The following is a 22438-nucleotide window of genomic DNA, read 5'->3' on the forward strand; positions in this document are numbered from 1 at the left end:
CGCGCTAGGGGCGGTGCAGCAGGATCAGCGCGCAGCCCGTCACCGTCAGCACCGCGCCTATCCAGCCGCCCATGGCAGGCCGGCGGCGGTACACCCACCACAATAGCGGTAGCAAAATCACCGGCGTCACCGACGACAGCATGCCCACCATGCCGGCGCTGCCTTGCTGCAGCGCCTTGAGGATCAGAGTCATACCCAGCGTCATGCCCAGTGCGGCGCTGGCAAAAGTGTAGCCCAGGTCCACCCAGCGCGGCGACTGCGTGGCCTGCACCAGGCGCCAGCCCGTCAATAGCAGCAAGAGATGCGCAACCATGCTGCTGCTCATGCGCACAGCCGAGGCCGCCACCGGGTCCAGCCCTGTCTGCATGAGCGGCTTGAGCATCAAGGTAGCCACCGACTGCCCCAGCGCCGACAGCAGGCCCAGGCCTATGCCGACGGCCAGCCGCCCCTGCGTGGCCTCCCATTGGTGTGATTCGGTATCGCGCCGGCCAAAAGCAATCGCCGTCATCACGCCGCCCACCAGCAGCGCGCTGCCCAGCAAGCCCCAGCCCGACAGCGTTTCGCCCAGAAACAGCCATGCCAGCACGGCGGAAAACAGGGCATGGGTGGCAAACAGGATGCCCGAACGCCGGGGCCCGAGGCGATTCATACAGGCAAAAAGCGCTGTATCGCCCACAAAAATCCCGATCAGCCCCGACAGCGCCAGCACGCCCGCGCCGTCAAGCTGCAAGCTGCGCCAGCTACCCGTGGCCAGCGTCATGCCCCACAGCAGCAGGCAGGCAAATGCCATGCGCCAGCGGCTGAAAGCAAAAGCCCCCATGCGGGCGACGGCAGCGGCCGACAGCAGGCTGGAGCCGGCCCAGGTAGCGGCCGCGACAAGCGCCAGTGTTTCGGCGGGCAAAGCCATCAAGAAAGCGAGAAAGGGAAAGCAACAAGCGGCCCGGAGAGCGATTAGCTCCCGGCCACCTTCATGCGATTGACCAGGACGGAGCCCACGGTTTTCGCGCCGTAGTTGTAGGCGTCCGCACCCACGGCCTCAATGCCCATGAGCATGTCGCGCAGGTTGCCGGCGATGGTGATTTCTTCCACCGGAAACTGGATACGGCCGTTTTCCACCCAGAAGCCCGAGGCTCCGCGTGAATAGTCGCCCGTCACGTAGTTCACGCCCTGGCCCATCAATTCAGTCACAAAGAGGCCGCGGCCCAGCTTGCGCAGCATGCCGTCCAGGTCGTCACCCGGGCGGGTGTGTCGGCTGGTCATGATGAGGTTGTGCGAGCCGCCGGCGTTGCCGGTGGTGCGCATGCCCAGCTTGCGGGCCGAATAGGTACTGAGGAAGTAACCCTCAACGCGGCCGCCCTCCACCACCTGGCGCGCCTTGGTTTTCACGCCCTCTTCGTCAAAGGGTGCGCTGCCCTTGCCTTTGCGCAGGTGCGGGTCTTCGGCGATGTCGATGTGTTTGGGAAAAGCCGCTTTGCCCAGGCTGTCGGCCAGGAAGGTGCTTTTGCGGTAAAGCGCGCCGCCGCTCACGGCCTGCACAAAGCCGCCCAGAAGGCCGGCGGCCAGCGGCGACTCAAACAGCACCGGGCACTGCGTGGTCGGGATCTTGCGGCTTTTCAGGCGCGCCAATGCGCGCTCGGCGGCATAGCGGCCCACGGCCTCGGGCCGCGCCAGCTCACTGGCATCACGCATGGAGCTGTACCAGGCATCGCGCTGCATCTGGTCGCCCTTGCCGGCGATAGGCGCGACTGAAATGCTGTGGCGCGAGCTGGCATAACCGCCGCGAAAGCCCTTGGTGTGGGCACTGAAAAAATGGCTTTGCTGGGCCGACACGCCGGCGCCTTCGCTGTTGGTAATCAGCCGGCTGGTGCCCAGGGCCGCGGCTTCGCACTGCAAGGCGAGTTGCGCGGCTTGTTCCGAGTCGATGGACCAGGGGTGAAACAGGTCCAGCGCCGGATGCTGGCGCGCGATGTCGCGGTCGTCTGGCAGGCCCGAGGTTTCGTCTTCGGCCGTAAAGCGGGCGATGTCATAGGCCGCCTGCACGGTCTGCTCGATGGCGGCTTTGGAGAAATCGCTGGTAGCGGCGTTGCCGCGCTTTTTGCCGATGTAGACGGTGATGCCCAGCGACTTGTCGCGGTTGCGTTCCACATTTTCCAGCTCACCCTTGCGCACGCTGACCGACAGGCCGCAGCCTTCGGAAGCCTCTGCTGCGGCGTCCGTGGCGCCCAGTTTCTTGGCGTGGGCCAGTGAGGTGTCGACAAGTTCCTCGAAAAAATCGCGGTGGTAGCTGAAGCCCGATTCGGGACGGGAAGCGCTGCGGGTTGCGCCGCCGGCGCGAGAGGAAGCTTTTTGGGTCATATGGGTAGCTATGATACTGACTGCTATGAATACCAAGACCACGAAGGCCATTCCCAAGTCTCCCAAGGCCATCAAGGGCTACTGGTCCAACGGCCGCTTCGTCAAACCCGAAGAAATCGCGCTTGAAGAAGTCGGCCCGCCCAGCAAAACCCAGCTCAAGGCCGAGGCCGACGAGAAACAAGCCCTTGGCGAAGCGCTGCTGACCCTGCGCGCCGACCTGATGGCGCGCCTGGATTTGCCCGACAAGCTGCGCGACGCGATCGCCGACGCCAAAAAGATCACCAATTTCGAGGGCAAACGCCGCCAGATGCAGTTCATCGGCAAGCTGATGCGCCCGCTGGATCCGGAACCCATCCGCGAAGCGATCAACGAACAGCTCAACGGCTCTGCCGACCTGACACTGGCGCTGCACCTGGCAGAGCAGTGGCGCGACAAGCTGATCGCCGACGATGCCGCACTGGGCACCTGGCTCGGCGAACACCCTGATACCGATTCGCAGCAGCTGCGCGCGCTGATCCGCCAGGCCCGCAAAGACGCCAAGCCCGAAAAGCCCGGCGAAGCCGCGCGCCATGGCAAGTCTTACCGCGAGATTTTCCAGCTGGTGCGGCAGGCCCTGGCACAGGGGCCCGGCGATGCAGGCGAACCCGGGGAACCCGAGGCATGAGCGAGGCTTTTGACGCCGTCAAGATCGGCATCGTCTCCGTCAGCGATCGCGCCTCGGCCGGCGTCTATGTCGACAAAGGCCTGCCTGCCCTCAAAGAATGGCTGACCCGCGCACTACGCAACCCCATTACCTTTGAAGAGCGCCTGATTCCCGACGAACAGGCAGGCATCAGCGCCGCGCTGATCGATCTGGTCAACGCCGGCTGCTCACTCGTGCTCACCACAGGCGGCACCGGCCCCGCACCGCGCGACGTGACGCCCGAAGCCACGCTGGCCGTGGCCCACAAGGAAATGCCCGGCTTTGGCGAGCAGATGCGGCAGATCAGCCTGAAGTTTGTGCCCACGGCCATCCTGTCGCGCCAATGCGCGGTCATTCGCGACAAAAGCCTGATCCTCAACCTGCCCGGCCAGCCCAAGTCCATCCAGGAAACGCTGGAAGGCCTCAAAAACGAGGCCGGTGAATCGGTAGTGCCCGGCATCTTTGCCGCCGTGCCCTATTGCATAGACCTGATAGGCGGCCCTTACCTTGAAGCCGACCCGGCCGTGTGCAAGGCCTTCCGGCCCAAGTCCGCCATTCGGGTGTCAGGCACACCAGCCCCATGAAACCACGCGCGCCGTCCGCCATTGCGACGGCCGCGCAGCTGGCCGACGGCAAGCTGGATGCCACCACCCTGCTCACTGAAACCTTTGCGCGCATTGACGCCGTCGATGCCACGCTGGGCGCCTTCACCGCCCGGCTGCCCCTCTCCACGGCGCTGAGCCAGCTCCCGGCGCTGAAAGGCCCGCTGCAAGGCCTGCCGGTCGCCGTCAAAGACATCTTCGACACCCGCGAGCTCCCCACACGCTACGGCTCCACGCTCTACCCGGCCGAACCAGCCCGTTTTGACGCTGCCATCGTCAGCACCATCCGCCGCGCCGGCGGGCTGGTGATTGGCAAATCCAGCACCACCGAATTCGCCTTCCTCAACCCCACCGCCACACTGAACCCGAATGCGCCTGGCCGCACACCGGGCGGCTCCTCGGCCGGCTCGGCAGCCGCTGTGGCGGCGGGCCTGGTGCCCTTTGCCATCGGCACACAAACCGGCGGCTCCGTGATCCGGCCGGCATCGTACTGCGGTGTCACCGGCTTCAAGCCCAGCTTCGGGCTGTTGCCCACGCCGGGGCTCAAATGTTTTTCCTGGTCGCTCGACACCGTCGGCCTGTTTGCCGCCAGCGTGCCGGAGGCAGCCTGGTTTGCTGAAGCGCTCAGCGGCCAGGCACTGGCGCTAGCCTACGCCCCGCCAGCCAAACCCTGGGTGGTCGGCGTGCCGGACGCCTATCCGTGGGCTGAGCTCTCCCCCAGCGCCCGGCAGGCGATGGAAGCCGGCGTCCTGGCGCTCAAGGCCGCAGGCGCACAAATCAAAGCTGTCACCCTGCCCGGCTGGATCCAACAAGCCTTCGACGCGCAAGACGTCATCCAGGGCTATGAAGTCTGGCGCAGCCTGGCCCGTGAGGTGGACGAACACCCAGAGGCGCTCTCAGACATCCTGCGCAACTACCTGCTGGCGGGCAGCAAAGTCACGCCCGCCGCTTATGAGGCCGCGCAGCGCACCGCTGCACAGAGCCGCCAGGCCTGTACAGAGTGGTTCAGCCAGTTTGATGTGCTAATGACGCCCAGCGCGCCCGACGAAGCCCCTGCGGGCTATGGCAGCACCGGTACGGCGATCTTCAACCGCGTCTGGACGCTGCTGGGTGTGCCTTGTGTGAATGTGGCGGGCGCTACGGGGGTGAATGGCTTCCCCATGGGCCTGCAGATCATCGGCGCGCCACACGCGGATCGCACCTGCCTGCAGGCGGCGGACTTTCTGGAACGCGCCCTGAAGGCGTCCTGAAACCCGCGCCCTACTTGCCAACCAGCTGGTTGAGCTTTTCGGCCTCAAAGGTTTCCGTCAGCGCCGCGTCCTTGGGCACACAGTCCTTGCTCATGGCCGTTTGCGGGCCTGAGAGTTTTTCAATCGCCTGCCAGAGCAGCGCGATCTGATGCTCCTGAGACGACGCGTTGTCGATCAGCCCTTTCATGGCCTGCCCGATCGGGTCGTCGTCCAGGGTGATGCCGTAGGCGGAGAACTTGGGCGAGGTCGTGACGTCGGCGCTTTCGCCCACTTTGGACGGGATGATGCGCGCCGGAATGCCCACCGCCGTGGCGCCGGCCGGCACCGGCTTGATGACCACCGCATTGCTGCCGATCTTGGCTCCGTCACCGACGATGAAACCGCCCAGCACCTTGGCGCCTGCGCTCACCACCACGTCTTTGCCCAGTGTGGGGTGGCGTTTGGCGCCCTTGTAAAGCGAGGTGCCGCCCAGTGTCACACCCTGGTAAATCGTGCAGCCGTCGCCGATTTCAGCGGTTTCGCCCACCACAACGCCCATGGCATGGTCAAAAAACACCCGCTCGCCGATCTTGGCGCCAGGATGGATCTCAATACCCGTCATCCAGCGCGAAACATGCGAGATAAACCGGCCCAGCCATTTGAAGCCGTGGTTCCAGCACCAGTGCGCCCGGCGGTGCAGCACCAGGGCATGCAGGCCCGGGTAGCAGGTCAGCGCTTCCCAGGCCGTACGGGCGGCGGGGTCGCGGTCAAGAATGCACTGGATGTCGGAGCGGAGTCGGGAAAACATGGTGGGAGTTTAGTGGCCGCCCGCAGACCCTGCTGGCCTGCTGCCTTTAGGCGGCGTTTGGTCGGCTATGGCCGTGTTTTGCAGCATGGCCTTGGCCACCCCCCGCAGGATGTGGATTTCCTCCGGGCTGAGCTGGGCGCGGTTAAACAGCTGGTTGAGCCGCGGCATCAGCTTTTTCGGCGAAGCCGGGTCCAGAAAGCCGATGCCCGTCAGGGCCTCTTCCCAGTGTTTCAGCATGCCGGCCACCGCCGCCGCGTCGGCCAGTGTGGGCTCGGCCGTGGCCGGCTGCACGCTGAAGCCGCCCAGCGCCTGGCGCCAGTCATAGGCAATCAGCTGCACGGCGGCGCCCAGGTTGAGCGAGCCGAACTTCGGGTCGGTCGGGATGCTCAGCGCCACGTGGCAGCGGTAAACGTCTTCGTTTTGCATGCCAAAACGCTCCGAGCCGAACAAAAAGGCCACCGAATCGGGCTTTTGGGCAACAGGGACGGGCGCAAGCCGCTCTTCTTTTGATAGCGCGGCAGTTTGCCCCAGCAAAGTCGCAAAGTGCTCACGCGGCGCCCGCGTGGGCGGGCCGAAGTCGCGCGGCGTCATGGCGGTGGCGCAGAGGTGCGCCATGCCTTCCACCGCCTCGTCCAGCGTCTCGACGATGCGGGCGTTTTTGAGCACGTCGAGCGCGCCGCTGGCCCGCTGTATGGTTTCTTCGCGGTTCAGCACATTGGCCCAGCGCGGCGCCACCAGCACCAGGTCGTCAAAACCCATGGTTTTCATGGCGCGGGCGGTAGCGCCCACATTGCCGGCGTGGCTGGTGTTGATCAGGACAAATCGGGTTCGCATGGGCTGGATTGTCCTAGAAGCGGTGCGGCGGCGGCCCGGCGGGCAAAAACCGGGGCAAATCCCATTTATGGGAAAATACCGCCACTGCCCGCCGCCCGCATCGCCAGCGCCGGATTTTCCCGTTCTTCCCTACAAATCATGTCCAGCAATCTCCATCCCATGCTCAACGTGGCCATCAAGGCTGCGCGCGCTGCCGGCGCCATCATCAACCGCGCGGCGCTTGACGTCGAAGCGGTCCGCGTCTCGGTCAAGCAGACCAACGATTTCGTCACTGAAATCGACCAGGCCGCCGAAGCCGCCATCATCGAAACCCTTTTGACCGCCTACCCCGGCCACGGCATCCTGGCCGAAGAATCGGGCAGCGAGCATGGCGCCAAAGACTCCGACTTCGTCTGGATCATCGATCCGCTGGACGGCACCACCAACTTCATCCACGGCTTCCCGGTCTATTGCGTCAGCATCGCGCTGGCCGTCAAAGGCAAGGTCGAGCAGGCCGTGGTCTACGACCCCACCCGCAACGACATCTTCTGCGCCACCAAGGGCCGCGGCGCCTACCTGAACGACCGCCGCATCCGCGTGGCCAAGCGCACCCGCCTGCAGGAATGCCTGATCTCCACCGGCTTTCCCTACCGCCCCGGCGACAAGCTCAAGACCTACCTCAACATGCTGGGCGAAGTGATGAGCCAGTGCGCCGGCGTGCGCCGCCCTGGCGCCGCCGCGCTGGACCTGGCCTATGTGGCTGCGGGCTTCACCGACGGCTTTTTTGAATCCAACCTCAAGCCCTGGGACGTGGCGGCGGGCTCGCTGCTGGTCACCGAGGCCGGCGGCCTGATCGGCAACTTCACGGGTGAGGCCGACTTCATGGACCACGGCGAATGTGTGGCCGGCAACCCGCGCATCTACGGCCAGATGGTGGCCACCCTGGGCAAGTACAGCAAATTCGCCGGCGCCGGCGACAAGGCCGTGGTGCGCCAGGCCCTGAAAGACACACCCGGCACGCCTGACACGCAAGCCGATGCAGAAGACAGCGAAGCAGCAGCGCCCGCACCGGCAGCGGCTGAAAAGCCAACGCTCAAGGCCAAACGCATCAAGGCAGCCGGCCAGCCCACCGCCAAAATGCCCGACGCGCCGATCTGATCAGACCCCAAACGCCCAGACATCAAAGCCCGCCATGCGGGCTTTTCTTTTTTCCGCAGTCTTCATGCAGGTCAAAAGACCACATGCAGCAAATTCTGCTGGGCAGAAAGTTCACATTTGTAGCCGCGTCAGTTGCAAAAAAATGACCACCCTCGGATTTGTGTTGATTAATTCGAAGCCTGCCGTTTAAATAGTTTCACTGCGTGAAACGCAGGTGGTAGAAAAAAACAAGTCAGTCACTTTGCTGTCGCCAGTGCAGCAAAAAAACTGTGGTGTCAGTGCAGGGGAGCAGTGGTATCAGGTCTGGCCTGCCTGTCTCAATCAACGGGCAAGCCGGAAGGCATGGGCGCATCTCCCCGAAGCGGTTCAACCCTTGACTTTCGGAGGCTCCATGCGATTTGTTCCATCAAAAAAACTGGCCACTGTCACCCTTGCCCTCGCGGGCCTGGCGGCCGCTCCTTCCAGCCCTGCTGCAACCGCTACCGGCGTCCTCGCCGTCAGCGCCATCGTGCTGTCCACCTGCGTTGTGGTGGCCACCCCGCTGGTCTTCAACAACTACACGCTGGCCATACTCAACAGCACCGCCACCATCACCGTCACCTGCACGCCTGACGTGCTGACCTACACCGTCGGCCTGGACGCCGGCCTGGGCGGCGGCACGACCTCCACCCGCAAGGTCACCTTCCTCACCAACACGCTTAACTACGGCCTCTACCGCGACGCCGGCCATACCCAGAACTGGGGCAACTCCGCCGGCGTGGACACCCAGCCCTCCAGCGCCGGCACCGGCACACTGGTCAAGCTCTTCACGGTGCACGGGCAGTTGGCGGCCAACCAGCCCGGGGCCATAGGCACCTACCTGGACACCGTCCAGATCAACGTCGAATACTGAGCGGCGGCCCGCTCATGACACGCCATTTGCAATGGCTGCTGGCGCTCGGCTGCCTGCTGCCTGCCGGCGCAGCCTGCATGGCCACCGGCATTCCCATCGCCGTCAGCCCGGTCTCGGTCAAGATGGACACGGCCACCGAATACGGCGGCGTCGAAGTCAGCAACCGCGGCGAGCAGGCCACCGGCATCCAGGCGGAAATCGTGCGCGTGCACTGGGTGGACGGCCAGGAGCGCTACGAGCCCACGGCGGATTTTGTGGTCTCGCCGCCCACCTTTCGCCTGCAGCCCGGCAAGAACCGCATGGTGCGCTTTCGCTACTCAGGGCCGCGCGAAGACATGGAGCGCTTTTACCGGCTGTATATCCGCCAGCTGCCCGAAGCCAGCACCGCCGGGCAGGTGAACATGGTCTTCAACCTCGGCATTCCCGTTTTCATCGCACCGCACCAAGCACGCCCCGCCCTCGTCCTGACGCCTTCAAGCGGCGGCGCGCCAGCGGAGCTCAGCAACACCGGCAACGTGACGCTGAGCGTGGCGCACCTTGAAGGCAAGGACTGCCCCCCGGGCCCGCTCAAAGTGGCGTCGCGCCTGTCGCCACGGCAAAAGCTCGTACTCAAAACCGACGTGCCCGGGTGCACGACTGCGGCGCTGACCGACCGCGGCCTGATTCCCCTGGCAACGCCCTGACGGCGCCCGGCGCCCCTGCCCCGCACCCCGATGGCGTTACCTCAAGGGCACCCTGCAAACCACCGCGGCAAAGCCGCCCGGGCCGCGGCGGCCTGCCTGCTGATGCCCGCCGCCGCATGGGCCGGTGGCGACTGCCTGGTGCTGGGCCTGGCGCCTGACTCGCGCATGGTGATGCAGCTGCGCGAAGCCGGCCACGGCGAGCGGGTGGCCCTGGTATTTCGTGACCGCGAGCGCAGCGGCTGGTTTGTACCGGTGCTCGCCGAACCTGGTAACGAAGACGCCGGCGCGCGCTGCACCTTCGAAGGCCGCTCTTACCGCAAATTCGCCGCCACCGACACGGCGCTGCGCCACGACGCCGACAGCGACCTGCTCACCGTGCTCGACCCCAGCCAGGCGACCGACGTGATCGACGGCCGCAAAGCGCCGCTGCAGCAAAGCCCGGCGCTGGAAAGCGCCGGCATCAACTACCAGCTGGCCCTGAACTACGCCGAGAACAACCCGCAGCGGCGCTTCAGTCCCTCCGCCTACGCCGACTTCTACGCGTATACCGGCGGCTGGTATCTCAACAACAGCCTCGCCTGGAACAACAACGGACGCGTTGCCCGCTACGAAAGCTATGCGCTGCGCGAATGGCTGGACACCGGCACCTTTCTGCGCCTGGGCGACGCGGTGAGCAACCCCACCGCGCTGGGCGAGTCGCTGCAGTTCGCCGGGCTCTCCTGGGGCACAGACCGTAACCTGCGCCCCGGCGACTTCGCACCGGTGCTGCCCACGCTGCGCAACGGCAATGCGCTGGCCGGGCCGCTGGAAGTTTTCGTCAACGACAACCTGCAGTTCCAGCAAACCTTGCAAAGCGGCGTCTACGACCTGCGCAACCTGCCGGCCCAGCAGGGCTTTAACAGCTACAGCGTGAGGACGCTGGACGCGCAGGGCAACCCGGTCACGGTGCAGCGCGAAATCTACCTGCCGGTGTCGCTGCTGCCGCCCGGCATCACCGCCTGGCGGGTCGACGCGGGCTTTCAGCGCGAAGACTTTTTCACCGCCAATGCCAACTACGGCCCGGGCTTTGTGTCCGGCAGCTATGCGCGGGGCATTACCTACGACGTCACGCTCAGCGCACAGGGCCTGGTGAGCCGGGCCGCCTCCACCCTGTCGGCCGGCTACGACCAGCGCCTGGGCGATTTGTGGACCGGGCACCTGGGCGTGATCACCGCCCGCAATACACAGCAAGGACAGCAGCAGGGGCACGCGCTGCAGGCACGCCTCGACGGCGGCAGCCGCTGGTGGCGGCTGCTGGCTGACTGGACACACGCCCCCCGTGCCTTGCCCGGACTGGGCACGCGCGCCGCCCTGCGCATGCAGCGCCTGCTGCGAGCCCAGTGGAACGACGCGGCCGGGTGGAACCTGGGCCTGACCGTGGTGCAGACCGAGCGCGAGCCCTCCACGCGCGAAGACCTGGCCACGCTCTCAGCCTCCACCCGAGTCCTGCAAAGCGGCGCCAGCGTAACGCTGAGCCTGACCCGCACACGCTTTGCCGGCGTCAGCCAGGACAACCTGATGCTGTCCCTCTTCGTGCCACTGGCGCCCGGCGCCGGCAACCGCAACCGCGGCTTTTATGCCAGCCACAACAGCACCGAAGGCGCCGAGCTCAGCCGCGCGCAGTACAGCAGCAGCGGGCAGACACCGCAAGACGGCGCCTGGAGCGTGGGCGCCACGCACGACTCGCGGCCGGGCCTGTCGGCTGTGGACGGCTTCTGGTCCGGCAGCACCGACAAGGCCGACCTGAACTTCAGCGGCCGCGCCAGCCGCGGCGATAACAGCGGGCAGTTCACCCTGCGCAGCGGCGTGCTCTGGACGGGCGGCTCCGCCTACCTGAGCCGGCCGATACGCGGCGCCTTCGCCATGGTGTCCACCGGCGAAGAAGGCGTGGACGTGTACTACGAAAACCGCCCCATGGGCCGCACCGACGCACGCGGCATGCTGCTGGTGCCCGAGCTGCGGGCGCTGGAGCTCAACCGGCTGAGCCTGAACCCCTCGGCCTGGCCCATCCACTGGCTGGCCGGCGAGGTCGAGCGCCAGGTCGTGCCGCCCCGCGGCGGCGGCGTGCTGGTGTCCTTCAAGATCAACGCCCGCGTCTGGCCCTCAAACAGCATGGTCACGCCGCTCGCGCCGGGCGGCGGGCCCTTTCCGGCGGGCACCGTGGTGCGCGCGGTGGCCGAGGGCGAACCCACTGAAACCGTCATCGACCGGCAAGGCCGCATGTGGCTGGCCGAGCTGCTGCCGGCCCGCGTATTCAGCATCACCCATGCCGGCAAGCGCTGCGAATTCGACATGCCCGATCCGGGCGGCGACGCCGAAATGGCGGTACAGCCACGCCAATGCGAGGACACACCATGACATACACCTCTAAGCCCACCCGCGTCCTTGCTCCCGCATGGCGCAAGCTGTTCACCGCCTGCGGCCTGGGCCTGTGGCTCACACTCTTCAGCCCGCCCGCCAGCGCCCAGCTCTGCACCGTGCTGGGCGTCGCCCCGCTGTTCGGCACCTACAGCACCAGCACAGGCGCGCCCGCCAACGGCTCGGTCACCGTGACCTGTATCGTGCTGGGCATTTTTGGGCAGGATGTGTCCTATACCGTCAAACTGGGCATGAGCACGCAGGCGCTGGGCAACCAGCGCCGCATGAAGAACGGCACCGCTTTTCTGAACTACAACGTGTTCTGCGACGGCGGCTACAGCCAGATCTGGGGCAACGGCGTGAGCCCCACCTGCGCACCCACCGGCGGGCAAGCCGGCCTGCTCGGCAACCTGGTCACCATCTACCCGGTCTACGGCAACATCCCGGCCGGACAGTACGTGACGCCCGGCACCTACGGCGACAGCATAGACATCGAAGTGCTGTACTGAGGCGCCCCCTGAAACGGCTTCCCGGCGGGGCATTGGATAATGCAGGTCTTTGACCGCGCGCCGGCCCGGGCCCGCGGCCGGGGCGCACCGCCCAGCACACGCAACGCAAGAGGAATCAATGGCGGCCAAGCCGAATGAATTCACCACGCCCGCCGGCGCCGGCATGCCGCCGCTGGCAGCGCACACGCCGATGATGCAGCAGTACCTGGGCATCAAGGCTGAGTACCCCGACACGCTGGTCTTCTACCGCATGGGCGACTTTTATGAAGTCTTTTTTGCCGATGCCGAAAAAACCGCGCGCCTGCTCGACATCACGCTGACGCGGCGCGGCCAGTCGGCCGGTGAGCCGGTGGTGATGGCGGGTGTGCCTTTTCATGCGCTGGAAGGCTACCTCGCCAAACTCATCAAGCTCGGTGAATCGGTCGCCATCTGCGAGCAGGTTGGCGACGTCGCCACCAGCAAGGGGCCTGTGGAGCGCAAGGTGGTGCGTGTCGTCACGCCAGGCACGCTGACCGACACCGAGCTGCTCAACGACAAGAACGAATCAATTTTGCTGGCCGTGCACCAGGGCCCGCGCAACACCTGCGGCCTGGCCTGGCTCAGCGTGACGCAGGGTGAAATCCACCTGGCGCACTGTGCCAACGATGAACTCGAAGCCTGGCTGGCGCGCGTGGCGCCCAGCGAGCTGCTCTACAACATCGACGTGACGCCGGCCTTTGAGCAGCGACTCAAGGCTCAGCGCTGCGCATCCTCCGCCCGCCCGGCCTGGCAGTTTGACGCGGCGCTAGGCGCGCGCCGCCTGCTCGACCAGCTCAAGGTCGCCTCGCTGGCTTCGTGGAACGCCGAATCGCTGAACGAAGCCCACGCCGCCGCATCCGCCCTGCTGGGTTATGCCGAACACACGCAGGGCCGCGCGCTCTCGCATGTGCAGGGCCTGCAGGTGGTGCGCTCGGGCGAGCTGATCGAGCTGCCGCAAACCACGCGCCGCAACCTCGAACTCACACAGACCCTGCGCGGCGAAGACTCGCCCACGCTGTTTTCATTGCTGGACACCTGCACCACCGGCATGGGCAGCCGCGCGCTCAAAAGCTGGCTGCTCAGCCCGCGCCGCGACCGAGCGCAAGCCGCCGCACGGCTGGAGGCCATCACCCATCTGCGCGGCGGTGCGCAGCAAACCCTGCGCGGCAAGCTCAAGGGCTGCAGCGACGTCGAGCGCATCACCGCCCGCATCGCCCTGCGCCAGGTGCGTCCGCGCGAGCTGGTCGCGCTGAAAGACACGCTACAAAAAACAGAGCTGGCTACGCTTGCCGGCAGCGGCCTTCCGGAGCTTTTGACCCGGATTTTTGAAGACCTGCAGCCGCCCGAAGGCTGCGCCGCGCTGCTGGGCCGTTATGTGCTCGACGAGCCCGCCGCCCTGATTCGCGACGGCGGCGTGATCAACCATGGCTGCGACGCCGACCTGGATGAGCTGCGCGCCATCCAGACCAACTGCGATGATTTTTTGCTCGACCTTGAAGGCCGCGAAAAAGCCCGCACCGGCATCGCCAACCTGCGCGTGCAGTTCAACAAGGTGCACGGCTTCTACATTGAGGTCACGCAGGGCCAAGTCGACAAAGTGCCCGACGACTATCGCCGCCGCCAGACGCTGAAAAACGCCGAGCGCTACATCACGCCCGAGCTCAAGGCCTTTGAAGACAAGGCGCTGTCGGCGCAGGAACGGGCCCTGGCGCGCGAAAAATGGCTGTACGAACAGCTGCTAGACCAGCTGCAGGGCTTTATCCCCGCGCTCAGCCGCCTGGCGCGCGCGCTGGCTTCGCTAGACGCGCTGTGCGCGCTGGCCGAACGCTCACTTACGCTCAACTGGGCCGCGCCCGTATTTGTGCGCGAGCCCTGCATAGACATTGCCCAGGGCCGCCACCCGGTGGTTGAAGCGCGCCTGGCCGAAACCGGCGGCGGCTCTTTCATCGCCAACGACACCCGCATGAGCGGCAAGCACCGCATGCAGGTCATCACCGGCCCCAACATGGGCGGTAAATCGACCTATATGCGCCAGGTGGCGCTCATCGTGCTGCTGGCCAGCGTCGGCTCTTACGTGCCGGCCGCCGGCTGCAAGCTCGGGCCGATTGATGCGATCCACACCCGCATAGGCGCGGCCGACGATGTGGCCAATGCGCAGTCGACCTTCATGCTCGAGATGACCGAGGCCGCGCAAATTTTGCATGCCGCCACGCCGCATTCATTGGTGCTGATGGACGAAATCGGCCGCGGCACCTCGACCTTTGACGGCCTGGCGCTGGCCGGCGGCATCGCGGCCTACCTGCACAACAAGACACAGGCCTTCACGCTGTTTGCCACGCATTACTTTGAGCTCACCGAATTCCCGGCGCAGCACCACGGCGCCATCAACGTGCATGTGAGCGCGGTCGAGTCCGGCGCCGACATCGTGTTCATGCACCACATCGAGCCCGGCCCCGCCAGCAAAAGCTACGGGATTGCCGTGGCCAAGCTGGCCGGCGTGCCGGCGGCCGTCGTCAACCATGCCCGCCATGCACTGACTGCGCTGGAGGCCCACCAGACCGAGGCCCGCGCCCAGGTCGACCTGTTTGCCGCGCCGCCCGAGGCCGCCGCGCCCGACCAAAGCGCCGTGGAAAAGGCATTGGGTACCATAGACCCTGATGCCCTGAGCCCGCGCGAGGCGCTGGACGCCCTGTACCGCCTGAAGAAAATTTCCATCGCACCGTGAACCAGCGCAACCCCACTTCCCCGATTTCTCCGACCTCCCCCACGTCCCCCACACTTCCAGACCACCTCATGACTTATTGCGTCGCCGCCAAACTCAACGCCGGGCTGGTGTTTCTGTCCGACTCCCGCACCAACGCGGGCCTGGACCACATCAGCACCTTCCGCAAGATGATCGTCTATGAAAAGCCGGGCGACCGCTTCATGGTGCTGCTGTCGGCCGGCAATCTGTCGATCTCGCAGTCCATCCGCGAAATTTTGCAGGTCGAGCAGCTCAAGGACCACGATGGCGGCGAAGCCATCACGATCTGGAACGCCAAAAGCATGTTCGACGCCGCCCGCGTGCTGGGCTCGGCCATCCGCCGCGTGTATGACCGCGACGCCGAGGCGCTGAAAAACGCCGACGTGGATTTCAATGTCTCGCTGGTCTTCGGCGGGCAGATTCGCGGCGAGAACATGCGCCTCTTCCAGATGTACTCGGCCGGCAACTTCATCGAAGCCACCGACGAGACGCCTTACTTCCAGGTCGGCGAATCCAAATACGGCAAACCCGTGCTGGACCGCGTGCTCACCCCCGCCACCCCGCTGGCCGAAGCCGCCAAATGCGTGCTGGTCTCCATGGACTCGACCATGAAGTCCAACCTCTCGGTCGGCCTGCCGCTGGACCTGGTGGTCTATGAAGCCGACACCTACAAGAGCGACAAAATCGTCTGCATCGACAACGACAACCCCTACTACCGCATGATGCACAGCAGCTGGGGCCAGAAGCTGCGCGAAGTGTTCGACAGCATTGAAGACCCGGTGTGGGACGACGCGCACACCGACATCCCGCTGAAGATGCCGGCCACGCGCCACGAGCCGCTGAAGAAGATCAGCACGCCTGACGAAAAACTCATCTAAGCCGTGCCCACTTCGACAAAACCGCTGGTCATCTTCTCGCACGGCAACAGCTTCCCGGCCAGCACCTACAGCGCAGTCTTCCAGAGCCTGAGAGCCCGCGGCTTTCAGGTCAAAGCCATTGAAAAATTCGGCCACGACCCGCGCTACCCCGTCACCAGCAACTGGCCCAATCTGGTTCAGCAGCTTGCCGACTTCACCGCGCGTGAAGTTGAAAAGTGCGGCCAGCCGGCCTTCCTGGTCGGCCATTCACTGGGCGGTTTTTTAAGCCTGATGTGCGCCGCTCGCAATCCGCAGCTGGGCGGCCAGCCCGTCAAAGGCGTGGTGCTGGTCGACTCGCCCATACTCGGCGGCTGGCGCGCCCGCGCCCTCAGCGTCGCCAAACGCGCACAGCTGGTGGGCGCCATCTCGCCCGGCGCCATCAGCCGCAAACGCAAAAACCAGTGGCTGGGCAAAGACGAAGTGTTTGAACACTTCCGCAGCAAAAAAGCCTTTGCCGCGTGGGACGAGCAGGTGCTGCGCGACTACATCGAACACGGCACTTACGAAGGCGCCGGTGATGACGAAGGCAAGCAGCTGCTGAGCTTTGACCGCGATGTCGAGACTGCGATCTACAACACCCTGCCCGACAACCTGGAGGCGCTGCTCAAACGCCATCCGCTCAAATGCCCTGTGGCGTTTATCGGCGGGCGGCAGTCGGTGGAGATGAAGCAGGTTGGGATGGCGATGACCGAGAAGGTCACCAAGGGGCGGATCATGATGCTGGATGGGAGTCATCTGTTTCCGATGGAGAAGCCTCTTGCAACGGCGGCTGCCGTTGAAGCTGCTTTGAGGAACTTCCTCGACTAGCCTCCGGCTGGGGTTGATTTCGGCGGGGTGCCTTCCTCTGGCTTCTGCTGGCCGGGGGTTGCCCGGCGGCAACTCACTTTCTTTTGCTTCGCCAAAAGAAAGTAAGCAAAGAAAAGGCGACCCTGCTGTCTGCGTCCCTCCGCTTCGCTGCGGGCAACCTGTGGTGCTCGGTCCAGCCGGGGTCAAAAACAACTCGCTTCGCTCAAACAAGTTTTTGCCCTTATCCGTCTGGACCTCCGCTCCTCGGCGCATACAGAAGGGGTGGGAGAAGGAATACCGAACAGCCAAACAGCCGAATACAAATACCGAATACCAGAAGAAACAAGGACTCGCCATGGCGAGTCCTTGTTGGTATTTGTCTTTGGTATTTGTCCCCGCTCCCGTTCCCGATTGCCCCTTCTGTATGCGCTGAGGAGCGGAGCCTGGAGCGGAAAAAGGGCCGCAGTTGTTTGAGCGAAGCGAGTTCTGCGGACCCCGCTCCAGGCGAGCACCGCAGGGTGCCCCGTAGCGAAGCGCAGGGGTCGCAGACAGTAGGGTCGCCTTTTCTTTGGTGACTTTCTTTTGGCGAAGCAAAAGAAAGTTACTTGCTGCCGGGCAACCCCCGGCCAACTCCCCTCAGCAAAGAGCGCAAAGGCCGAAGCAAGACCGGCTCCTACAGAACCTCAGCAGAAGCCAAAGAAGGCGTATCAGCAATGCGAGCAGAGATAACCTTACAAGCCTCCAGCAAGGGAACAACATAAGCCCCTTCCGAATCAGCCTTCTGCCGAAACATCAAAGTACTAACACTGATAGCAGCCACAGGCACACCACGGCTGCCGCGAATAACCGCCCCATAACAAAAGATACCGGCCTCATGCTCCTCGGCATCGACAGACCAGCCCCTCTCCCGCGTCACCTGCAACTGCCTGCGCAAATCAGGCAACTTCACCAGCGTATTGCCGGTGTAACGCGGCAAGGGCAGCCCCTGCAACAACGGCTCCAGCACGGCAGGCTCCAGCGCCGACATATAAGCCTTGCCAACGGCGGTGGCGTGCAGCGCTACGCTGGTGCCAATACGCGAGGCCATGCGCACGGCACTCGGGCTTTCGAGCTTTTCGATGTAGACCATGGTGTTGCCATTCGGCACGGCGAGGTGCACGGTCTCGCCGGTGATATCGCGCAGGCGTTTGAGTTCGTCGACCGCCGCCAGGCGCAGGTCTGAACGGCCCCAGCTGCGGCTGGCGAGCTGGATGAGGCGCGGGCCCAGGGCCAGCAGCGCGCCGCGTTCGTTTTCGACCAGCAGGCCTTCGGCCACCAGCGCGGCGACGATGCGGTGCACGGTGGGCCGTGGGTAGCCGCTGGCTTTGACGAGTGCGCCTACGTTGAGCGGCTGCTCCGAGTCAGCCACCAGCTGAAGCACATGCATGAATTTGGAAAATGCGGCCGTGCCGGCGACTTGCGGCGCAGCCTGGGACTTGCCGGGCAACGCCATCACGACACCATGTAGCCGCCGTCCACCGGCAGGATCACGCCTGTCATGAAAGCGGCGGCGGGTGTGCAGAGAAACATCGCGGCTTCGGCCACGTCTTTGGGTGTGCCCCAGCGGCCCATGGGTGTGCGCGCCAGGATGGGGCCGGCGCGCGCGGGGTCGTCTTGCAGTGCCTGGGTGAGCGGTGTGGCGATCCAGCCGGGGGCGATGGCGTTGACGCGTATGCCGTCGGGTGCGTAGGCAATCGCCAGTGATTTGGTGAGTTGGGCTACGCCGCCTTTGCTGGCTGCATAACCGGGCACCAGGCCGCCGCCGAAGAAGCTCAGCATGGAGGCGGTGTTGACGATGCAGCCTCGGCGCGGCTTCAAACGATCACGCGTGGCGGTGCACACGCGCATGGTGCCGGTCAGGTTGACGGCCAGCACTTTCTGGAAGACCTCGATGTCGTGCTCGGCGCCGCGCTGGATGATGCCGGCGCAGTTGAAGACGATGTCGAGTTCGTCGATGCCGGCCAGGGCCGCGTCCAGGCTGGCTGCCGAGGTCACGTCGGCCTGGCGCACATCGACGGCGGCATCCAGCGTGCCATCGCCGTTACCCAGTCCCAGGGCCGTGACCTCAGCGCCCAGCGCGGCGAGGTGGTTGGCGATGACAGCACCTATGCCCTGCGTGGCGCCGGCGACCAGCGCGCGCCGGCCTTTGAAGAGTCCTGCCTGGTAGGTCATGAAGGTTTCCTTTTTTTCTTAGGTGAAGGTCAGCGGATGAACTGCTGCGTGTAATCAGCACCCAGGCCGACGGCCTCAAAGTGCTTGTTGCACATCTCGATCTTGGTGAACACGTCTTCGTAGCCCATGCCTTTGCCATACGGGTCGGTGTAGTACATGACACCGTTGACCTGGAAGTAAGTGATCATTTCCTCGACGTCTTCAGGCACGTAGAGCGTGTGGGTTTCGCCGGGCGGCTCAAACACATAGCTGCCTTCGGTGGCTTCCCAGTCGTGCTCCAGGTAGCGCCAGCGGCCCTTGAGCACAAAGCCATGCACCGCCTGCGGATGGCGGTGGCGGCTGAGCACGCCGGACTTGCGCACCCGCAGCAGGTTCATCCAGTAGCCCTGGCTGGCGTTCAGGCACAGCGGGCGGAACCAGACGTTCTCGGCCTGCGGCACCCAGAGGCGCTCATCGGTCGGGATGGCGTGCTGCACCACGATTTCCGGCCTGGCATCGGGCGGGTTCGGGTACTGGTAGGGCATCAGGGGCGTCTGGTCTGGGGTGTCGACTGGCATTTGAGTTTGTCCATATTGTGGATACACGTCCACATTATAGATTTCAACCCTCAATGCGGCTACCGGTAAAGACCCTTGGCCAACGGATTCGCCGGGTTGGCCACGCGTTTCAAGCCACATCCCAACGCGGGTCACAAGAGGGGAATGTCCTCCGAAAGACGCATACGCACGCCACCTCAACGACCAACAGACTAGATAAACTAGCCGACAAACCACCGGCGCCTGTGCAACAGCGTCACCCATACGAGGAGGATTTCCATGGCCTTGCGTTTTGCCGTCACCGCGGGTGTGACTTTTCTTGCCTGGGTCGTTGCGGCCGTGCTGTCTCAAAGCATGGGCGACGCGATGACGCTGAGCGCATCGGTCTGGCTGGCCACAGGCGTCACCTTTGGTGCGCTGCTGGCAGTGCGGCCGCCCAAGCGCCCTGCCGTGCTGACGGGCGCCGCGCTGGCGGCCATAGTGCTGGCCCTGCTGGACGGCCTGGCCGTGCTGCCGGCCGTGGCCTTTGGCCTGAACGAAGCCCTTTGCGCCGCGCTGGGCGCCTGGGTGGCGCGCCTGCTGCGCAGCACCGGGCCTGAGGGCAGCCTGGAGCCGGGCAAAGCCTACGCCGGCGTGCTGCTGGGCGCGCTGCTCACCTCCGCCCTGGGCGCCAGCATCGGCGTGATGACCTGGAGCTGGGCGCTGCCCGAGCCGGTCGCGATCATGGTCGAGTGGCGTGTGTGGACCTGCACCACCTTTGTCGGCATCCTGCTGATCGCGCCGCTCATCACCTCATTTGCCGGTTTCAAGGTCAAGCGCTCGGGCGGCATGGCCAGCAGCCAGTTCCTGGCGGGCGCGGGCACCTTTTTGCTGTTCTTTGTGGTGGCGGCGCTGATCTTCTCGGCCGATGTGTCGGACCGCTTCAGCGCCTCGCTGGGCCCCACCCTCACCTATTTGCCGCTGCCCTTTATGGTGGTGACGGCCATCTTGTGGAAGGAACGCGGCGCCACCGTGGCCACGCTGATCGGTGCGCTGGCGCTGATCGCCTGGACCAACGCCGGTGGCGGCCCCTTTGCCGAAATTGAAGGTTTCCCCGGCGAGGCGGTGATCGAAGTCCAGGGTTATGTCGCTGTGATGGCGCTGCTGGTGGGCGTGGTCAACGCCCTGGGCGCTACCGCCGCGCAGGCACTGGCGCAGGCGCAAGACTGGCGCACCCGCTACCGCCAGGTGCTGGACTCCAACCGCACAGTCGTCGCCAACTTCGACGCCAGGACGGGTGCGGCCGAATGGGGCGAAGGCGCGAGCGAACTGCTGCGCACCAACGCCAGCGTGCTGCTGACGGTGCAAGACCTGATCGCCCACGCCGACCCGCAAGAGCAACCGGCGCTGCAAGCCGACTGGCGCGACCTGACCCAGGGCCAGCGCGACCACATCTTGTGGAAGAACACCTTGCGCTGGAGCGACGGGCGCGTGGCCAATGTGGATGCGCGCCTCTCGAGCGTGCGCGGCGCCGACGGCCAGGTGGAGCAGGTCGCGGCATTGCTGCAAGTCGAGGCCTGACGTGGCTGTGGAAACCTCCAACACACCCACCTCCGCGGTGACACCGGCGCATGCGGCGGGCCCGGTGCCGGCGGCCGACAAAAGCACGCCGGCCGTTTTCCTGATCCACGGCCTGGGCGGCACGCAGTACGACCTGGGCTCCATGCACAAGCGCCTGAAAAACGCGGGCTTCGTCACCCATTCGCTGACGCTGCCCGGCCACGGCACCACGCCGGAAGATTTGGTCAAGGTGACGGCCGAGCAGTGGATGGAAGCGGTGACCGCCAAATACCACGAGGTCGCAGCGCTGCACGACAACTTCCACATCATGGGCATGTGCATGGGCGCGCTGCTGGCCACCGAGCTGGCCAAGCGGCAAAAACACACACGCGGCAAGCTGATCGCGCTGGCGCCGCCGATTTACATCGACGGCTGGGCCACCGCCTGGTACACCCCGCTGCGCCACCTGATTTATCACGTGCCGGGTGTGCAGGCGCGCATGAAGGTGGAAGAAGAAGACCCCTTCGGCATCAAGAACGAACAGCTGCGCGCCATCGTCAAAGCCAAGTTCGCGCGCGGTGAAAACTTTCACTACCGCTGGGTGCCGCTGGCCTGCGTGCGGCAGGTTGACCGCCTGCGCGGCTGGGTCATGACGGGCCTCAAAGACATGGCCAGCGAGACGCTGGTGATCCACGCGCGCGAGGACGAGCTCACCAGCCTGAACTCGGCCAACTACCTGGTCGAGCAAATCGGCGGCGCCAAGGCCCGCATGGTGGTGCTGGAAAACAGCTATCACATGATCTGCGTGGACAACGACCGCGAGCAGGTTGCGCGCAATGTGCTCGAATTTTTCGGCGCCAGCAGCGCGGCCTCTTTGGGCATGGCGGTGGACGACCCGAAGATGAGCGCTGAAGCACTCAGCGCGTTTGCGCAAGGGCTGCGCACTTCGCTTGAGGCTGGCGACTTCACCAGCATCTTTGCGCGGGGTTCGTCCGACATGGCGTGGTTCCAGCCCGGCGCCAACGGTGCCAGCGGCGTCTACCGCGGCAACAAGGGCTTGCAGGCCATGCTGCCCTGGGCCGGTGCGGTGCGCTTTACCGCCTTCGGCCAGCCGGTGTTTAACGCCGGTGTGGCCGTGTTGCCCGCCACGCTGACGGCCGGCGGCCTGATGTCGCAAGGTGTGCTGGCTTTTGCGGTGCGCTCGGGCCGGCTGCTGGATGCGCGCTGGTTCCCGGACGACGTGGCGCTGGAAGATGCGCACTTCGGCGCACCGGTGGCGCCTGCTGGCCCCACTGAGGCCGAGCGCGCGTTTGAGGCCGCGGGCATCGCGGTGAAGACGCTGGCCAAACCACCCGGCAACGACGAGTTGCTGGCACTGTATGCCTTCTACAAACAGGCAACGGTGGGTGACGCGACGGGCGAGCGCCCCGGCATCATGGATGTGACCGGCCGCGCCAAATACGATGCGTGGGCAGGCCGCAAAGGCCTGGCGCGCGAGGCAGCCATGACGGCTTATGCCGAACTGGTGGAAAAACTCAAGTCCGCCTGAGGCGCGGCAGC

General features: G+C 65.2%; 20 protein-coding genes. 13 read left to right on the forward strand and 7 right to left on the reverse strand.

The window, feature by feature from the left end:
* Positions 1 to 4: 4 nt before the first annotated feature.
* Positions 5 to 907 carry a DMT family transporter gene (locus tag BM408_RS03340; protein ID WP_092126819.1) on the reverse strand — a complete coding sequence of 301 codons (903 nt, stop codon included), beginning with the start codon at positions 905 to 907 and terminating at the stop codon, positions 5 to 7.
* Positions 908 to 951: 44 nt separating this feature from the next.
* On the reverse strand, positions 952 to 2355 hold the full coding sequence (gene pmbA / locus BM408_RS03345) for a metalloprotease PmbA (protein ID WP_092126821.1): 1404 nt from the start codon (positions 2353 to 2355) through the stop codon (positions 952 to 954).
* Positions 2356 to 2380: 25 nt separating this feature from the next.
* Here pmbA and yjgA point away from each other — a divergent pair, with 25 nt between their 5' ends.
* Genes yjgA through BM408_RS03360 form a run of 3 tightly spaced genes read left to right on the forward strand, consistent with a single transcriptional unit; the run spans position 2381 to position 4889 of the window.
* On the forward strand, positions 2381 to 3019 hold the full coding sequence (gene yjgA / locus BM408_RS03350) for a ribosome biogenesis factor YjgA (protein WP_254774688.1): 639 nt from the start codon (positions 2381 to 2383) through the stop codon (positions 3017 to 3019).
* Positions 3016 to 3621, forward strand: a complete 606-nt coding sequence (mog, locus tag BM408_RS03355; RefSeq protein WP_092126825.1) for a molybdopterin adenylyltransferase — start codon at positions 3016 to 3018, stop codon at positions 3619 to 3621. Before yjgA ends, mog begins: the two co-directional genes overlap by 4 nt.
* A complete protein-coding gene (locus BM408_RS03360) occupies positions 3618 to 4889 on the forward strand; it encodes an amidase (RefSeq protein WP_092126827.1) in 1272 nt (423 codons plus the stop codon). The genes mog and BM408_RS03360 overlap by 4 nt, the downstream gene beginning before the upstream one ends.
* Before the next feature lie 10 nt (positions 4890 to 4899).
* Here BM408_RS03360 and cysE read toward each other — a convergent pair whose 3' ends face one another.
* Together cysE and BM408_RS03370 are read right to left on the reverse strand one after the other, a co-directional pair.
* Positions 4900 to 5676 carry a serine O-acetyltransferase gene (cysE, locus tag BM408_RS03365; protein WP_092126829.1) on the reverse strand — a complete coding sequence of 259 codons (777 nt, stop codon included), beginning with the start codon at positions 5674 to 5676 and terminating at the stop codon, positions 4900 to 4902.
* A gap of 9 nt (positions 5677 to 5685) precedes the next feature.
* Positions 5686 to 6510 carry an RNA methyltransferase gene (locus tag BM408_RS03370; RefSeq protein ID WP_092126831.1) on the reverse strand — a complete coding sequence of 275 codons (825 nt, stop codon included), beginning with the start codon at positions 6508 to 6510 and terminating at the stop codon, positions 5686 to 5688.
* Positions 6511 to 6648: 138 nt separating this feature from the next.
* Here BM408_RS03370 and BM408_RS03375 point away from each other — a divergent pair, with 138 nt between their 5' ends.
* The 8 genes from BM408_RS03375 to BM408_RS03410 all read left to right on the forward strand — a co-directional run bounded on the left by BM408_RS03375 (position 6649) and on the right by BM408_RS03410 (position 16613).
* The gene (locus tag BM408_RS03375) at positions 6649 to 7647 is read left to right on the forward strand and encodes an inositol monophosphatase family protein (protein ID WP_092126833.1); all 999 of its coding nucleotides are present in this window, start codon (positions 6649 to 6651) and stop codon (positions 7645 to 7647) included.
* A 391-nt stretch (positions 7648 to 8038) separates the two neighbouring features.
* Entirely contained in the window at positions 8039 to 8539 is a 501-nt protein-coding gene (locus BM408_RS03380) for a Csu type fimbrial protein (protein WP_092126835.1), read from the forward strand.
* Between the two features lie 14 nt (positions 8540 to 8553).
* Positions 8554 to 9222 (forward strand): fimbrial biogenesis chaperone, encoded by a 669-nt coding sequence (locus tag BM408_RS03385; protein WP_092126837.1) that lies wholly within the window; start codon positions 8554 to 8556, stop codon positions 9220 to 9222.
* A 30-nt stretch (positions 9223 to 9252) separates the two neighbouring features.
* A complete protein-coding gene (locus BM408_RS03390) occupies positions 9253 to 11619 on the forward strand; it encodes a fimbria/pilus outer membrane usher protein (protein WP_092126839.1) in 2367 nt (788 codons plus the stop codon).
* Positions 11616 to 12128, forward strand: a complete 513-nt coding sequence (locus BM408_RS03395; protein WP_175541664.1) for a Csu type fimbrial protein — start codon at positions 11616 to 11618, stop codon at positions 12126 to 12128. The genes BM408_RS03390 and BM408_RS03395 overlap by 4 nt, the downstream gene beginning before the upstream one ends.
* Positions 12129 to 12246: 118 nt before the next feature.
* Positions 12247 to 14871, forward strand: a complete 2625-nt coding sequence (gene mutS, locus BM408_RS03400) for a DNA mismatch repair protein MutS (protein WP_371326984.1) — start codon at positions 12247 to 12249, stop codon at positions 14869 to 14871.
* A gap of 68 nt (positions 14872 to 14939) precedes the next feature.
* Positions 14940 to 15767 carry a proteasome-type protease gene (locus BM408_RS03405; protein WP_092126843.1) on the forward strand — a complete coding sequence of 276 codons (828 nt, stop codon included), beginning with the start codon at positions 14940 to 14942 and terminating at the stop codon, positions 15765 to 15767.
* 3 nt (positions 15768 to 15770) lie between these two features.
* Complete coding sequence (locus tag BM408_RS03410) at positions 15771 to 16613, forward strand: alpha/beta hydrolase (protein WP_092126845.1); 843 nt, start codon at positions 15771 to 15773, stop codon at positions 16611 to 16613.
* A gap of 652 nt (positions 16614 to 17265) precedes the next feature.
* On the opposite strand, the gene BM408_RS03420 is transcribed toward BM408_RS03410, so the two are convergent.
* Genes BM408_RS03420 through BM408_RS03430 form a run of 3 tightly spaced genes read right to left on the reverse strand, consistent with a single transcriptional unit; the run spans position 17266 to position 19360 of the window.
* Entirely contained in the window at positions 17266 to 18084 is an 819-nt protein-coding gene (locus BM408_RS03420) for an IclR family transcriptional regulator (protein ID WP_092126847.1), read from the reverse strand.
* The gene (locus tag BM408_RS03425; protein ID WP_092126849.1) at positions 18084 to 18803 is read right to left on the reverse strand and encodes an SDR family NAD(P)-dependent oxidoreductase; all 720 of its coding nucleotides are present in this window, start codon (positions 18801 to 18803) and stop codon (positions 18084 to 18086) included. Before BM408_RS03425 ends, BM408_RS03420 begins: the two co-directional genes overlap by 1 nt.
* Positions 18804 to 18832: 29 nt before the next feature.
* Positions 18833 to 19360, reverse strand: a complete 528-nt coding sequence (locus BM408_RS03430) for a 2,4'-dihydroxyacetophenone dioxygenase family protein (RefSeq protein WP_007874999.1) — start codon at positions 19358 to 19360, stop codon at positions 18833 to 18835.
* A 258-nt stretch (positions 19361 to 19618) separates the two neighbouring features.
* Between BM408_RS03430 and BM408_RS03435 the strand changes: the two genes are divergently transcribed.
* Together BM408_RS03435 and BM408_RS03440 are read left to right on the forward strand one after the other, a co-directional pair.
* The gene (locus BM408_RS03435; protein WP_092126851.1) at positions 19619 to 20899 is read left to right on the forward strand and encodes an MASE1 domain-containing protein; all 1281 of its coding nucleotides are present in this window, start codon (positions 19619 to 19621) and stop codon (positions 20897 to 20899) included.
* Position 20900: 1 nt separating this feature from the next.
* Positions 20901 to 22427 carry an acyl-CoA-binding protein gene (locus BM408_RS03440; protein ID WP_254774689.1) on the forward strand — a complete coding sequence of 509 codons (1527 nt, stop codon included), beginning with the start codon at positions 20901 to 20903 and terminating at the stop codon, positions 22425 to 22427.
* Positions 22428 to 22438: the final 11 nt, after the last annotated feature.

Source organism: Polaromonas sp. YR568, from assembly GCF_900116715.1.
Taxonomy (GTDB): domain Bacteria; phylum Pseudomonadota; class Gammaproteobacteria; order Burkholderiales; family Burkholderiaceae_C; genus Polaromonas.